Raw genomic sequence first — 15,264 nt, 5'->3', positions numbered from 1 at the left:
TATTGCTTGTCTGCTCTATTCCTGCAAAGCATTCAGGATCAGACTGTTCACATAGGAGTTGAAGATCAGCCCTACATGATAGACACCAGCGATACGGATGTTGTTCGCACCATCCACAATGGACAGATAGTTGCTGACAACCTGATCATTGATGCTGTAGATGGAAGTCATATTGATACCTGCAGGTGCTGTACCTGTCGTCAGACGGTTGGCTCCACCGAGTGTGATCAGCTTATCGACTTTCTCTGCGCCGCCGTAGTTGAGAATATAGTACAGACTGTTGGCGCCGCCCATGCTGTGAGCGATAATATTAACTTTGGAGCTGCCTGTTCTGGCAAGAATATCATCCACCATACTGCGGATAGCTGGAGCATTCATAACCTGTGTACCATTTTTGCTTGGCAGATCGATAGAGTACAGCTCATTTTGCGTCCATCCCTGGCTCAGCAGGTAGCTCTTGATATACATAAAGTTGCTGGATGATCCTCCCAATCCATGCACAAAAAGAACCGGTGTGTGGGTAGTTGCGGCTGAAGCCTGTGTAGTAAATACCGGCAGGCAGAAAATAGTGGACAGCAGGGCTGCCAACATAGTGAACTTGATTGTAGTCATAAAATTACGCATATTTTTTATTGCTCCCATTCTGTATGATTTGAATAAATATGTATTATTTGCGTACTATTGATTCTTATATACACCACCAATCAATTTAGGAATAAAACGAACAAACTAAATATAAAGTAAAACTTTATATTTGTCAATTGATGTAATAAATAGGATTGTGTCCTTGATTTCACCAGATCAAGACTACCGATGACAACGAACACATATTCAATAGTAATAAAAAACCGCTGAAGAATTTGCTTCAGCGGTTTCGTATATTCATACTGTTTTGATTCATACTTACGGACGAAGATTACGAATCGTGAATTCGAACTCCAGATCCTGATCTGCCGGAATCTGGTACTCTTCATGTACCGGAGCTCCCCAGCTGTCGTCACCGCCGACACCCATTTGCTTGCCGGCTACCGTAACGACCGTATAATGAACTTCAGGCAGCTCGTAGACATGGGCTGCACTTTCCAGTTCCATCGCTGTGTACGGGGAAATATTGCATTCCACCGGCGCAGAAGCCGGAGCTGTCAGACGCAGACCATACTGCTCGTCATTCATGATATCGACCCGGCGTACTCCTGTACGATTGCCCGATTCCTGAGGAACCACATAACCCGACACATTATCAGCTGCATCATTACGGAAATGTCCCAATCTTGCTCCAAAGGCGCGATCAATATAGTTCTCATCCGGTCCCATAGCATACCAGTCCAGATGATGGTAGTCTGCCGGAATCTTGAAGGACAGTGCCACAATCGGCAGATTCGGCAGTCCTGCAGCGCCGGTATAGCGTGATTTCACCTGCAAGCTTCCATCCGAATGCACCGTATAGGCTGTTGTCATACGCACATCTGTATGGATACTGAACATGTACTGGAATGTGACTGTGACACGATCCTGCTCCTGCTGGAGTTCCACGTGAGTACAGCGTCGTGCGAGGCTAGCTGCCAGCCATGCTCCGGAAGTGTAGCCTTGAGCAGTTCCTTTGTCATTGTCGGTTGTGGCACGCCAGAACATCGGTACTGGCGGAGCAGCGATATATTCACGTCCACCGTAACGCAGGGATGTCAGGCTGCCGGCTCCTTTGGAGAACATAATACTGTATCCATTGCCGTGAACACCGATATTCACATCTCCTTCAGCGACACGCATCTCTCCTGAAGATACAGGAACATCCTGCTCGCCTTCTACTACAAATACATACTCGCCAAAGGATACTTCATATCCTGATTCCGCCCACAACTGATCTGCTTTCAGTACCAGCGATGTGTGGATCGCATACTCACCTGGTTGGCCGGAGACATCCGGCATTTTCACTTCTACATAACCTTCCTGTCCAGCAGCTACCTGTACATCCATCAGCATCTCATAGACCTGTACCCCGTTGCGGTTCAAGCGATACAGTAGCTGATAGGCATCTGTTCCTTCAAACAGATTCTCGTTGCGTACATGTACTCCGCCCTGATCGGGAGTCAGCTTGATATTCTGGTAAAGGAATTTCACTTCCTGCATTTTTGGAGATACTTGGCGATCCGCATACACGATTCCGTCTGTACAGAACCCGTAATCGGTTGCGCGGTCATCATAGTCTCCACCATAAGCCAGATATTCGACGCCGTAGCGATTTTTCTTCATAACGGCCTGATCGATATAATCCCAGATAAAGCCGCCCTGGTACATGTCGTATTTATTTTCCAGTTCCGTGTATTTGTGCATGCCGCCGACAGAGTTGCCCATGGCATGCATATATTCACAGCTAATATACGGCTTGGATGGATTGCTGTTCAGATATTCTTCGATATCAGCCGGTTTGGCATACATCCGGCTCTCCATATCGCTGGTGGCATCGTAATCACGATTGTGGAATACACCTTCATAATGTACCAAGCGTGTTGGATCTTTTTCCCGGAAATAATCCGCTACATTCAGGATCACCTGACCGGCATAGGATTCGTTACCACAGGACCAGATCAGAATCGATGGATGGTTTTTGTCACGTTCTACCATCGAGATCGCCCGATCCATAACGATGTCCTGCCATTCCGGCAGATTGCCCGGGATATTCCAGGACGGCTCTACAGCGCCCATCTTCTGCCAGGAGCCGTGTGTCTCCAGATTCATCTCGTCGATCAGGTAAATGCCGTACTCGTCGCATAGTTCGTACCAGCGCGTCTGGTTTGGATAGTGAGAGGTACGCACCGCATTCATATTGTTCTGCTTGATCGTACGGATATCCCACAGCATATCTTCTTCGGTTACCGCACGTCCGGTACGACAGTTGAACTCATGGCGGTTCACACCTTTGAAGACAATACGCTTGCCATTGAGATGCATTACCTTATTGATCATCTCGAATCGGCGGAAGCCGACACGCTGTGGAATAACCTCCACTACTCCACCAGCCGCATTGTATACCGTGATATAGAGTGTATACAGATAAGGATGCTCTGCGCTCCAGGCAGTTACCGTCTCTAGCTTAGCTTCAAAAGAAGCCTGTGCTCCACCGGCAGTATCCGTGAATGTACTCTCACCGGAGCAGACAATCTGTCCTGCATGATCATGCAGCTCTAGCCCAACGCGTGCACCTGCAGAAGGTTGTCCCTGCTCCAGTGTCAGCTTCACATCCAGCTGGCCTTGTGTATACTGATCGTCCAGCCCGGCATTTACATGCAGATCACGCACATGCACTTCCGGCACCGTGTACAGATATACATCGCGGAAAATACCGGAGAAGCGCCAGAAATCCTGATCTTCCAGCCATGCTCCCGTACTGCGCTGGTATACTTCGACGGCCAGCTTATTTTCGCCCTCCTGTATGTACGGAGTCAGATCAAAATCCGACGGTGTAAAGCTGTCTTCGCTGTAACCGACAAATTGTCCGTTTAGCCATACATAAAATGCTGATTCCACACCCTGGAAGGAAATATAGACAGGCTGTCCCGCTTTCATATTTTCCGGTAAAGAAAAATGCTTCACATAACTGCCTACCGGATTGGACTCCTGCGAGATCATCGGTGGACGCAGATTCTCCTGACCATCCCATGGATACATTGTATTCACATACTGCATTTGTCCATACCCTTGCGTCTGGATATGACCCGGTACCTGAATATCTCCCCAGCCTGCACAGGCAAAACCCTGCTCATAGAATCCCTGCGGACGGCTGGACGGATTCACCGCATAATTGAACTTCCAGCTACCATTTAGACTATGACGCCACTCCATTGCTCCGCGTGTTTGAGCCTGTGCCAGCGTCGCATAATATTTATGATCGGAGTACGCCCATAACCGATTTACCGCAAATACACTTACATCACTGAGCCAATCCAGTGAAGGAGAGGTTACTCTATCCTGTACCCATGTCGTTTTATTCATATCTGATCACTCCATCCTATTTGTTTCAGTCATTTTTATTATATATTTCTCTGCACTGCACTTTTAATATAATAAAATCGCATCATGTATTGTTCCATATTCTCATACAAACTACATAGTTCATTCTTGAAAAACTCTTTTGGCTGTGTCTATTCCTGTATTTGCATGGCCTGAATCTCTTGTTCATACAGCATGTTATACCAACGAATTTGCCAAATAATCATATTGAAGGGTCGGATATTTTTCCTGTCAAAGGAAATTCAATATATCCGACCCTTCACAGCAGCTCTTCAAAACAGCTATTTTACCAAAGCGGCTGAAGTACTGCATTTGCCTCTCTGTTTACCACATCAGTTGTAATTATTTCACCGATCCTACCATACCTGCTACAAAGTGCTTCTGCATCAGGAAGAATACAAGCGCTGTTGGCAGTGTGGAAATTACGATCGCGATCATGATTACACCGTAATCCGGGGAATAACTGGAACCCAGATTGGAGATCAGCAGTGGAATCGTCTGATTCTCCGGTGTCTGCAGGATAACGAGCGGCCACAGATAGTTGTTCCAGCTGGACATAAAGGTAATGATCGCAGCTGCAGCATAGGATGTCTTCATCGTTGGCATATACACGCGGAAGAATAGTCCCAGCTCACTCAGTCCATCCATACGTCCGGCTTCCAGCAGATCTCTCGGGAACATCTTGGTACTCTGGCGGAAGAAGAAAATCAGGAATGCTGTAGTCATTGTTGGAATAACGACAGCTGCCGGTGTATCAATTCCGATAAACGGAATAAAGTTGGTGACTTGTCCCAACATCCGGTACAGCGGCACCATCAGGGCTGCAAACGGAATCATCATGGACAACAGCAAAATGTTGAAGACAATGTCTTTGGCTTTACTGCGATATACTTCAAATCCATAACCGGCCAGCGAAGCGATTAGCATGGCCAGAATGGTCGTGGATATTGCGATTTTGGCGGAATTCCACATCGCATTCCAGATATCCACCGATTCGGTTAATTTGTGCAGGTTATCAATCAGATGTGCACCGGGCAGCAGTTTGCCTCCGGTCACTTCTACAGACAGGTTGGTCGAGCTGACGATCATCCAGAAGAACGGGAAGATCGAGACAAATGCAGCAACGATCAGGAACAGATACGTAAATGTTAATTTTGTTTTAGCCATTGCGCTCACCTGCCACTTTGAACTGGATAAAGGAAAGAATGATGATCATAATAACGATCGAATACGATACGGTTGCCGCATAACCAAAGTCCGGTGAATATTTAAAGGACAGGTTATAGATATACTGCGAGATACTCGTTGTCGCATTACCCGGTCCACCCTTGGTAATATTCACGACTTCATCGAACAGCTGCAGGGTACCGATCGTGGATGTGATCGATGTGAACAGAATGATTGGCTTGAGCAGTGGTACCGTGATGCTGAAGAACTGACGAATTGCTGAAGCACCATCGATACGGGCTGCTTCATAAATGGAACTGTCGATATTTTGCAGGCCCGACAGATAGAAGATCATGTTATAGCCGGTCCAGCGCCATGTAATAGCGATAATAATCGTTACTTTTGCCCAGAATGGATCAGTGATCCAATCGATAGGGGTATTCGTAAGGTGCAAGTTGAGCAGCATCGCATTAACCAGTCCGTCCGAAGAGAACAGGTATTTGAACACAACCGCATAAGCAACGAGCGATGTAATACACGGCAGGAAGATCGCCGTACGGAAGAATCCTTTGAATTTCAGGTTTTTATCGTTTAGCAGCACCGAGATGAACAGTGCCAGAATGACCATAAGCGGAACCTGGAAAATCAGATAAATGAATGTATTTTTGACGGCTGTGAGGAACATGCTGTCTGTGAACAGTCGTGTATAGTTATCAAAGCCGTTAAATTTCAAGTTCATGCCTGTTCCTGTCTGGAAAGACAGAATCAGGGCCTGGATCATTGGATAGAAAAAGAAGATAAAAATCAGTAATGCGGCAATTCCAACGAACGTCCAGCCCGTTATGCCTTCTTTCACACGATTGCCCATCCGGGCGCGAGTCGCTTTTTTGCCTGTATTCAGAGCAGGATCTGCTGTCTTCATATCGTCTCATCTCCCTCATATCGCCGGTTTGCCTTATCTGTATGGTTTGCTTACTTGCGGGTTGTACACCTATCCATATACCTATCCATAAGGAAAAATAAAACCTTGAACGTTTAAGCCCAAGGTTTTATCTCCCGATTCATTCATGCTGTTGATGAATTATTTCAGCTGGGCTTCAGCCTGTGCCTGTACATCTTTCATCATTGTATCTACATCTTTGCTACCGCTCAGATAGTTTTGTACTTCTACCGCCATGATATCTTCGATTGCATACGTATGCAGACCGTAGTTGACGTTAGGTACTTCTTTTGTCCATTTTGCAAAATCAGCGTATACTTTTTGTCCACCGAAGAATTCATCTGGTTTGTCATAAGCTTCGTTCTCGGAAGATGTTTTCAGTGTACCGATGATACCGATTTTGGTCAGCATATCCTGATACAGATCTTTATCCGAACCAAATGTGGATTTCAGGAAGTCTGCTGCAGTGTCCTGTCCGTCTACGTTCATAACATACCAGGAAGCACCACCAATGTTGGAAGCATGTACAGAGTTAGCTACACCTTTGAGTACAGGGAATGGGATAACTGCCCATTTACCGGATTGGGAAGCTTCAGCTTTGACAGATGGTGTGATCCAGTTACCTGTAGGTACGGAAGCAACTGCGCCGCTGTTGAATGCAGCCAGGAATTGGCTCCAGTCGGAATTGGCTTTAACGATATTCGCATCGTACATCGCTTTGTAGGTTTCCAAAGCTTTTTTCAGAGCTTCGTTACCTGCGATATTAGGAGTTTTACCGTCTTCTTTCAGGTACCAGCTGCCTGCGGACTGAATCATGGAACGGATCAGACCAAGGTCATTTGGATCCTGTGTCAGCATGTCTTTACCTGTTGCCGCTTTTACTTTTTTACCGATTTCGATAAATTGATCCCAATCGATGTTTTGCAGATCAGCTACTTTGTAGCCCGCTTGTTCCAGATAATCTGTACGTACATACAGACCGGTTACACCGGAATCGAAAGGTACGCCGTATTGCTTGCCTTCATAGCCAGTAGGACCAGCTTTGTAGTCGGCAAAATCAGTAGCTTTGATCGAAGAAGACATATCACGGAAAGCGTCTGGATACGCTTGCAGGAATCCCTGTGAGCGATAATCCTCGATCAGTACAATGTTTGGCAAGCCTTTAGTTGTACCGGAGTTAAGACCCGTGTTCAGCTTTTGTACGATATCAGCCTGCGCATTCTCCACGATGTTGATCTTCACATCAGGATGTGCCGCCATATATTTCTCTTTTGCCAGGTTCAATGCGGCAATGTTAAAGTTCGGATCCCATGCCCAGACAGTAATTTCTTTTTTACCCGGGTCAGAGCTTGCGTTACCGCCACCGCCGGAACATGCGGACAATAACAGTACGCTTGCCAGTAAAAGGAACATCAATTTTTTCATTCTGTTCAACCCCTGCTCTTTGTATGATGTGCATCTGTATACCACGTTATCCCAGATGGGAATGCGCCGGTATGGAAGCATTACGGCTTTCATGCAATGCCTGAACGTTGTGTCTCGCCAAGTTGAAAGCGTTTGCTTGTTTATGAATTTATCTTATCATCACGCTCTGTTCTCCCGTTAGGAATATCTTTGTACGGATTTGTGATATCGTTGGTTCTCTTCAAAATGATAGCGTTATCATTTGTACTTTTTTTAGGTATTGGTAAAATTTTAATATATTGAACTGTAATAAATGTAAACGGATACTTTTATGTAAATAAAATGGAACTCCTACTTTGCTTCGCTTTACCGTATGTTCTGCTTGTAACGCCTATTACGCTTGTTGTACCTTTTTGAATGGCTTCAAATGTTTTCTTGCCTAAAGCTCAACTTCAACTCCTCTTACATCGGAGTTGATTTCCTAGCAAAAAAAGACCGGATCCAGGCATATATCTTCCTGGATCCGGTCTTTTGGCAGATGCATCGTGAAATCTGTTCGGATTGCTGCACATGGCTGTATAGATTCCACAGCACATTGAACTATTCTGCTGTGAATACTTACTACAAATTATGATATCCTGCTTGAATGTTACACTTATTTTTTGACTTCTCCGGTAATATTGCCAAATCGACCTGGTGCCTGATTGCTGCCTGCACCTGTGGCTGGCGCAGCCGGACTGATATATCCGGAACGCGTCGCGCCAGTAATGGGCAGGGTATCATAGAAAGCGACCCGGCCTGTGATGCTTGGCGTTGTACCTGCCTGTGATGCCATTACATAAGGCAGGAAGAAGATAGGCGAAGTGGAAGTCTGGTTCATGTTCAGCTTGGCGGTCCATACTAATTCACTATGATTATCCTGCATTTCATAATACGAGATGACATCGCCGCGCTGCTCAAAGAACGGGAAACTTTGTCCTTCCGGGAAATAATACGTATAGCCTGCATTGCTGTCGTCCGACGGTGCATAGCTTTTCAGCTTGCTGATTCGCGGCATACTCACTGCTGCTTCGCGACCCAGCGCCAGGTTGTTTCCATTGGCCTGCTGGATAAGCTGTGGTGGCGTTTTGGCCACATAGACTGTACGGCTTGCAGGATTCCAGCTGACTGCTGCTTGTGCAGCTTCTGCCAGGAAACGCAGCGGTACCATTGCACGTCCGCTTCGCAGGGACGGCGCAACCGGCAGAGTCACGGTACGGTCACCGATCGTCGCTGTTGTCTGTCCGATCACCAGTTTGATTACCGTACCATCCTGGCTGACCGTCACCGTCTGGGTCGTATTATTCCAAATTGTTGAATTACCTGGTATGTACTGCAGGGCTTTGATTGGTATCATAGTGGTGCCCTTTTCCACATACGGTTCTACGCCGGCATATACCGTTGAATTATTAACGATAACCTGAATATCGGGAACAGCGGCCTGTACGGTTCCTGCTCCTATACCGAGAGCTACTACCACTGATAATGCCAGTCTGGAAAATGCTTTGATCATATCCGATTCCTCCATTGATCATCATACAGTCAGTTGTACATTATTAAACCAAACAAACTTCAATTCCACATGCCACTTTTATCTTACCACCTTTCATGCCTTAACTACTAATTGAGCGAAGTATCCGCTATACTTTACCGGCAAAGCATGTAACCCCGTAGATTCGCACTTAACCGGTCTGTAACTCTTTTCCATCTTTTTCATTTTACAATGATATCGACAGTCCAACTGTCGGGATACACATTCAAATGAATCCTTTTGGAAGAATGAGTCATGAATCGCTGCCGTCCACCCAATTTCTCATTCTGTTAACAGCACTTATTTTCTCCGGGTCGGTACGCCTGTGATTTCCGCGATACCGGATTTGGCGTATAAGCAACAATAAAAGGACAGACGGAACAGGAAAATTGTTTCCGATTCGGAGGTTTTTTTCTCTGATGCCTGTATTGGATTCACTTCATTTTCATGGTCGAGACAGGAATGGCCTGTGCTCGGCCATTCTTATTTTCTGGTATACAGCCGATATAATACAGTAACTATGTTATATTCATACCTGTATCTCAGGTCATTGCCAGTGTTAGAGGACAGCCCGGCTCAGCCGCAGGTATAATAAAGGTGAAAGGGGCCTATCCATGAAAATGATGAAATTAATCGGTCTGTGCATGCTCCTTCTGATCGTCTCCGGCTGCAGCCAGATTGTCTCTCCCGGCGACCTGCTGCACGCTCCGAATCGTACCAATGAAGAGCAGACGTTATTCAAAGCCGTACAGCCTTTTCTTCCTGCCGGATACCGGCTGACCATACCCGCCTCCTATGATCAGGGCAGTGCCATTCGTCTGGCTGATCTGGATGGAGACGGACAACAGGAATTAATCGCCTTTTACAAAAAAAGCCAGCTTGATTATGAAATTAATGTACTTATTTTGCATCAGCAAAACGGAATATGGGAACAAGCTGATCTTATTACACATAGTGGACTGAATATTGACTATGTCGGGATTCTTCCGGTAGCCAGCCAGAAATCTCCCTATTTGCTGCTTGGATTTGCCGGTGGCGGAAACGGACTGCCCAAAGAACTGTATGTATACTCCTACAGTAATTTCAAAGCTTCTCAGGTATTTAATCGTACCTACGATCTTATAGCTGTAGGAGATATGGATGGAAGCGGGCTGTCACAAATCGCTCTCGTTCCTCCCTTTGAGAATGTAACGAATTCTCAGAATCCTGCAGAACTTAATTCACAGATACTTCTGTTTGGCAGTCAGGACAGCAAGATTATCAAGCTTGCTTCACGTAATGTAGATGGAATGGTGACCAGCATGCAAATGAGACGGGCCGCAGCCAACAACCGTACGGGACTGTTCCTGAGTATACCGGCAGGAACCCACTCTTCTTATACCGCCCTGCTTGTATGGGATAAGCATACGTTAGCAAATGTTCTGACGTCTTCGGGTTCTGTATCGGGTGCAATTGCCGAACGGAAGCCTCTTCCATTGAGCAAACCGGATGACAGTACTGCTCCGGTTCATATGGATAAGGTATCTGCCACCGAATACCCAACAGAGAGCAAAGATGTGAACCGTGATGGAATTACCGAGACAGTGTTGCTAACCGTACCACCGGGTACAGGAAATATGCCACCGCTGGTCATACCCTACATTAGTACGTACTATCAATGGGATGGAGATCGGCATCTGACCTTTATACAGGATCGGTTTGAACAATGGGGTTATGATTTCCGTATTCCGGATCGCTGGCTGGGACAGTATCGTATTCAGCTTTCGGACAATGCAGTTAATGCACAAAACGAGATTCGTTTTATTTATCCAAAAAGCGGCCAGCCTACCGCAGATTTGCTCGTTCTGCGGCAGATTCCCCAGTCAGACTGGAAAATTCTCGAAGAGAAGCTCAAAAAACAGAAAGAAGCCTATGTGGTCCTAAAACATATCAGTGCAGCAATGACCGGGACTACTCCTCAGGTTAGTGTCGCCTTGCTGCCCAACCACAGCAGCCATTTGACAGGCGAAGCCCTGCAGCAGTATAAAAAGCTTCGTCTAAATGTATCCGAAGTTCTGCTGCTTGCAGGCAATAACGGGGTTATTCCGGGAAAGGAGGCGCAGTAAGTGAAAGTGCTCATACTTGAAGACGAAAAACCGATTCGTGATTTTGTACGGATCAATCTTAAACGCGCCGGCTTTGACGTTGTCGAAGCCGCAACCGGTGAAGATGCGCTGACCACTATTCATACCCATTCCGATATTGATATGGCTGTGCTTGATGTGATGCTGCCAGGAATCAGCGGACTGGAAGTATGTTCTTCCCTGCGCAGACTCAATTCCCGGATGGGCATTATTATGCTAACTGCCAGAGGACAGGAGAATGACAAGATTCATGGACTTGATCTGGGTGCTGATGATTATATAGTTAAACCTTTCAGTCCCGGAGAACTTGTTGCCAGATTGAACTCCTTGTATCGGCGTCTTCGCCCGGCTGAAGAGATTCCGGAAGAACATGTACTGATCAGTCATCCATTTCAGCTGCTGCTCGATCAGCGTAAACTGATGCGTGGCGAGCAGACGATTCTTTTGACTCCCAAAGAATTCGATATTCTCCGACTGCTTATGGAGAATCCCAACAAGGCCATACACCGTGATGATATCCTAAATGAAGTGTGGGGCAACTTTTTTACAGGTGATATGAAGACGGTAGACGTAAATATTCGTCGGATCCGTCAGAAGATTGAAAAGGATGATGCGCATCCCGAATATATAGAGACTGTATGGGGATATGGTTATCTCTGGAGGAAGGACACGCATCATGAAAGGAATTAAAGCCAGACTGCTATTTCAGATTGGTGTGCTGCTGCTGGCTATCGTACTGTTGCTGGAAGCTGTATTTGCCTTTGCGGTGTACTCGTATTATTTCAGCAGCGCAAGGCAGATCATGCAGTCACGCGCAGTAACGGCGACTACCTTTTCCAATCAATTCATGGATGGATATCCGCTGGCTGACCGGGCGCGATATATTTTGGAGAATCTGGTTGCCAATGAGAACAGCCGGGTAGAAGTATTAAATCTGGAAGGCCAGACCGTGATCGACTCCTATGGATTCTCTTCCCCCGAGCATATTGATACCGAGGATGTACAGACAGCGCTACAGGGAGGCATCGGTAATTATACCGGCTTCTCTCCGCTGTTTGAGCAGCGAATTATGGCAGTATCCAGCCCACTTACCAGTTCTGGTCAGGTAATCGGCGTGCTGCGCTTCTCTGTATCTACAGAGCCACTGTATAAGGCTGTATTTATACTGATCGGCTGGGCAGTTGCGATTGGGATCGTCGTTATCGTATTGGGCTTTGCTTTTAGCCTGATTATTGCACGGCGAATCATCGATCCGGTCAAAGAACTGACTGTCATTTCCCGTCAAATGGCTACAGGCGATTTCTCCGCCAGAGCAGTTCGCAAATATAATGATGAAGTGGGTACACTCGCTGATTCACTTAATCATATGAATGAAGAACTCTCCAAAAGTGAAAAGATGAAAAATGATTTTATCTCCACTGTCTCTCATGAGCTGCGAACTCCACTGACCTCTATCAAGGGGTGGGGCGAGACACTGGTTGTCGGTGGCCTAGAAGACGAAGAAGAGACCCTGCTGGGGCTTGAGGTGATTAACGGGGAGACCGAGCGATTGATCGGACTGGTAGAAGACCTGCTCGACTTTTCCAAATATCAGTCTGGTGAAATCCAGCTGCGCCGTACAGCCACCGATCTGCATAAGCTGCTTCGAGAGGTGGAGCTTCAATACAGCTACACCGGCAACAAACGCAATGTAACACTTAAGACAGATTTAACCCGGGAAATGCTGCCGATAGAAGCAGATTTGAATCGTCTCAAGCAAGTATTCGTGAATCTGATCGATAACGCTATTAAATTCTCCAAGCAAAATGGAGTAGTGCTGCTGACTGCTGTACGCCAGGAGAGACAGGTCTGTATCACTGTACAGGATTATGGAGAAGGTATACCGCTGGAAGACATGGATAAGATCGGAGAACGCTTTTACAAAGGCCGTTCCAAAATGTCCGGTAGCGGACTCGGACTCGCTATCAGCAAAGAGATTGTTCGTCTGCATAACGGACAGCTCCGTATCGAAAGTGAATACGGTACCGGAACTACCATAACCGTGACCCTGCCCCTGCTGCCAGAAGATAATCGTAATGATTGACTTTGAATTATAATTAATGAGACCAAGATACCAAGAGACCAAGATACCAAGAGACCAAGATACCAAGATACCAAGATACCAAGATACCAAGATACCAAGATACCAAGATACCAAGATACCAAGATACCAAGATACCAAGATACCAAGATACCAAGATACCAAGATACCAAGATACCAAGATACCAAGATACCAAGATACCAAGATACCAAGATACCAAGATACCAAGATACCAAGATACCAAGATACCAAGATACCAAGATACCAAGATACCAAGATACCAAGATACCAAGATACCAAGATACCAAGATACCAAGATACCAAGATACCAAGATACCAAGATACCAAGATACCAAGATACCAAGATACCAAGATACCAAGATACCAAGATACCAAGATACCAAGATACCAAGATACCAAGATACCAAGATACCAAGATACCAAGATACCAAGATACCAAGTCGCAATTATGCTTTGAACCTTATAGAAATGTCAAAAAAGCGCATGCAAAACTTAAATTTTGCATGCGCTTCTCTTATATTGTATATTCTAAACAAGCCAATTATTATACAAATGTATATTATTACATAAACTCAGCAAATAATCAATGCCCTATGTGATGATATTAGAGGAGGTTTATTTTGCAAAACTGGATTACAAGCTTTATGGAGGAATACGGATATATCGGAATAGCGTTTATTATTGCTTTGGAAAATGTCTTTCCACCGATCCCTTCGGAAATTGTGCTTCCCTTCGGCGGTTTTATGACTACCAATTCTTCTCTGACGGTAATCGGCGTCATCATTGCTGCTACAATCGGTTCTGTGGCTGGAGCGGTCATTTTATATGGTATCGGCCGCGCCCTGGATGTCGCACGTCTAGAGAAAATTATTGATCGCTGGGGCCATATCCTGCGTATCAAAAAAGAAGATGTTCACCGTGCAGATGCCTGGTTTGATAAATATGGATACTGGACTGTTCTTTTTTGCCGAATGATCCCACTGGTACGCAGTCTAATCTCTATCCCTGCCGGTATGTCCAATATGAAGTTTGGACTATTTCTGCTGTTCACTACAATCGGTACAGTGATCTGGAATACTATTCTAGTTACAGTTGGGGCTGCTCTTGGAGAGAACTGGCATTCCATCACGAATTTTATGGATATTTACTCTAATATTGCTTATGCGGTTATTGCTGTAGCAGGAATTAGTCTGATCATCTGGTTCGTACGTCGTAACAAAAAAGCCAGTGTCAAATAAACCCCAACTTGTATACAGGACAGTATGCTATCATTCAATAATCACTTCAAGCACTTTCAAGCAATATTATCTTCATCACAATCAATATCTCATTACCATATTTGAAGATGTAATAGAACTGTCAGATAACAGAGCAGTCAAACTCAAACGAATAAATAAAACACAAAAAAGTCGATTCCTAATTTAGTCATGGATCGGCTTTTTTGCACACCAGTCAGTCATTTAAAATATAAATAAAATATAAAAAAACACCTCTTCTACTGTTCACTTATGTCGTAAGACAAAAGAACAATAGGAGAGGTGTTTTGGTATATATAATGTCCTGAGAATATTCAAGCACATTATATATTCAATCGGGATGACACGATTTGAACATGCGACCCCCTGGTCCCAAACCAGGTGCTCTACCAAGCTGAGCTACATCCCGATATACAGTAATAAAAGTGGCGCGCCCTAAGAGATTCGAACTCCTGACCTTTTGATTCGTAGTCAAACGCTCTATCCAGCTGAGCTAAGGGCGCATATTGGAGCGGACGACGGGAATCGAACCCGCGACCCTCGCCTTGGCAAGGCGATGCTCTACCGCTGAGCCACGTCCGCAAACAAATTAAGCCTTACAAAAAATAATATTGATAACCAATCCGGCTATCAATGTCATTCCACTATGTATTCACTAATGAATAACTTAGAAAAAATGGCGGAACCGACGGGA

General features: G+C 45.5%; 10 protein-coding genes and 3 tRNA genes. 4 read left to right on the top strand and 9 right to left on the bottom strand.

Going from position 1 to position 15,264, the window contains the following annotated elements:
* Nucleotides 1–15 precede the first annotated feature (15 nt).
* From H065_RS0115150 to H065_RS26040, 6 genes are all read right to left on the bottom strand, one after another.
* Entirely contained in the window at nucleotides 16–612 is a 597-nt protein-coding gene (locus tag H065_RS0115150) for an esterase/lipase family protein (RefSeq protein ID WP_026136259.1), read from the bottom strand.
* A gap of 291 nt (nucleotides 613–903) precedes the next feature.
* Nucleotides 904–3,990: a beta-galactosidase, LacZ type gene (gene lacZ, locus H065_RS0115145; protein WP_017813926.1), complete on the bottom strand. Its 3,087-nt coding sequence runs from the start codon at nucleotides 3,988–3,990 to the stop codon at nucleotides 904–906.
* A 360-nt stretch (nucleotides 3,991–4,350) separates the two neighbouring features.
* The gene (locus H065_RS0115140) at nucleotides 4,351–5,175 is read right to left on the bottom strand and encodes a carbohydrate ABC transporter permease (protein ID WP_017813925.1); all 825 of its coding nucleotides are present in this window, start codon (nucleotides 5,173–5,175) and stop codon (nucleotides 4,351–4,353) included.
* Nucleotides 5,168–6,097 (bottom strand): carbohydrate ABC transporter permease, encoded by a 930-nt coding sequence (locus tag H065_RS0115135; RefSeq protein WP_017813924.1) that lies wholly within the window; start codon nucleotides 6,095–6,097, stop codon nucleotides 5,168–5,170. Before H065_RS0115135 ends, H065_RS0115140 begins: the two co-directional genes overlap by 8 nt.
* A 159-nt stretch (nucleotides 6,098–6,256) precedes the next feature.
* The gene (locus H065_RS0115130; protein WP_017813923.1) at nucleotides 6,257–7,540 is read right to left on the bottom strand and encodes an ABC transporter substrate-binding protein; all 1,284 of its coding nucleotides are present in this window, start codon (nucleotides 7,538–7,540) and stop codon (nucleotides 6,257–6,259) included.
* A 634-nt stretch (nucleotides 7,541–8,174) separates the two neighbouring features.
* Nucleotides 8,175–9,071 carry a copper amine oxidase N-terminal domain-containing protein gene (locus H065_RS26040; protein WP_017813922.1) on the bottom strand — a complete coding sequence of 299 codons (897 nt, stop codon included), beginning with the start codon at nucleotides 9,069–9,071 and terminating at the stop codon, nucleotides 8,175–8,177.
* 632 nt (nucleotides 9,072–9,703) lie between these two features.
* On the opposite strand from H065_RS26040, the gene H065_RS0115120 reads away from it, so the two are divergent.
* From H065_RS0115120 to H065_RS0115100, 4 genes are all read left to right on the top strand, one after another.
* Nucleotides 9,704–11,194 carry a hypothetical protein gene (locus H065_RS0115120; RefSeq protein ID WP_017813921.1) on the top strand — a complete coding sequence of 497 codons (1,491 nt, stop codon included), beginning with the start codon at nucleotides 9,704–9,706 and terminating at the stop codon, nucleotides 11,192–11,194.
* Nucleotides 11,195–11,902: a response regulator transcription factor gene (locus H065_RS0115115; RefSeq protein ID WP_017813920.1), complete on the top strand. Its 708-nt coding sequence runs from the start codon at nucleotides 11,195–11,197 to the stop codon at nucleotides 11,900–11,902.
* Entirely contained in the window at nucleotides 11,889–13,295 is a 1,407-nt protein-coding gene (locus H065_RS0115110) for a sensor histidine kinase (RefSeq protein ID WP_017813919.1), read from the top strand. Before H065_RS0115115 ends, H065_RS0115110 begins: the two co-directional genes overlap by 14 nt.
* Nucleotides 13,296–13,934: 639 nt before the next feature.
* The gene (locus tag H065_RS0115100; protein ID WP_017813917.1) at nucleotides 13,935–14,552 is read left to right on the top strand and encodes a DedA family protein; all 618 of its coding nucleotides are present in this window, start codon (nucleotides 13,935–13,937) and stop codon (nucleotides 14,550–14,552) included.
* A gap of 353 nt (nucleotides 14,553–14,905) precedes the next feature.
* On the opposite strand, the gene H065_RS0115095 is transcribed toward H065_RS0115100, so the two are convergent.
* The 3 genes from H065_RS0115095 to H065_RS0115085 all read right to left on the bottom strand — a co-directional run bounded on the left by H065_RS0115095 (nucleotide 14,906) and on the right by H065_RS0115085 (nucleotide 15,152).
* Nucleotides 14,906–14,979: transfer RNA gene (locus H065_RS0115095), tRNA-Pro, on the bottom strand.
* A gap of 17 nt (nucleotides 14,980–14,996) precedes the next feature.
* Nucleotides 14,997–15,073 (bottom strand) — tRNA-Arg (locus H065_RS0115090).
* A 4-nt stretch (nucleotides 15,074–15,077) separates the two neighbouring features.
* Nucleotides 15,078–15,152 (bottom strand) — tRNA-Gly (locus tag H065_RS0115085).
* Nucleotides 15,153–15,264 lie beyond the last annotated feature (112 nt).

The sequence above is a fragment of the Paenibacillus shenyangensis genome (assembly GCF_000346635.1).
Taxonomy (GTDB): Bacteria; Bacillota; Bacilli; order Paenibacillales; family Paenibacillaceae; genus Saccharibacillus; species Saccharibacillus dauci.
The sequence above is the reverse complement of the archived record's forward strand: the minus strand, read 5'-3'. Positions and strand labels throughout refer to the sequence as shown.

Excerpts from the sequence above, each read along its gene's own strand:
- H065_RS0115150 (WP_026136259.1), bottom strand. The coding sequence starts at position 612 with ATGACTACAATCAAGTTCACTATGTTGGCAGCCCTGCTGTCCACTATT.
- lacZ (WP_017813926.1), bottom strand. The coding sequence starts at position 3,990 with ATGAATAAAACGACATGGGTACAGGATAGAGTAACCTCTCCTTCACTG.
- H065_RS0115140 (WP_017813925.1), bottom strand. The coding sequence starts at position 5,175 with ATGGCTAAAACAAAATTAACATTTACGTATCTGTTCCTGATCGTTGCT.
- H065_RS0115135 (WP_017813924.1), bottom strand. The coding sequence starts at position 6,097 with ATGAAGACAGCAGATCCTGCTCTGAATACAGGCAAAAAAGCGACTCGC.
- H065_RS0115130 (WP_017813923.1), bottom strand. The coding sequence starts at position 7,540 with ATGAAAAAATTGATGTTCCTTTTACTGGCAAGCGTACTGTTATTGTCC.
- H065_RS26040 (WP_017813922.1), bottom strand. The coding sequence starts at position 9,071 with ATGATCAAAGCATTTTCCAGACTGGCATTATCAGTGGTAGTAGCTCTC.
- H065_RS0115120 (WP_017813921.1), top strand. The coding sequence starts at position 9,704 with ATGAAAATGATGAAATTAATCGGTCTGTGCATGCTCCTTCTGATCGTC.
- H065_RS0115110 (WP_017813919.1), top strand. The coding sequence starts at position 11,889 with ATGAAAGGAATTAAAGCCAGACTGCTATTTCAGATTGGTGTGCTGCTG.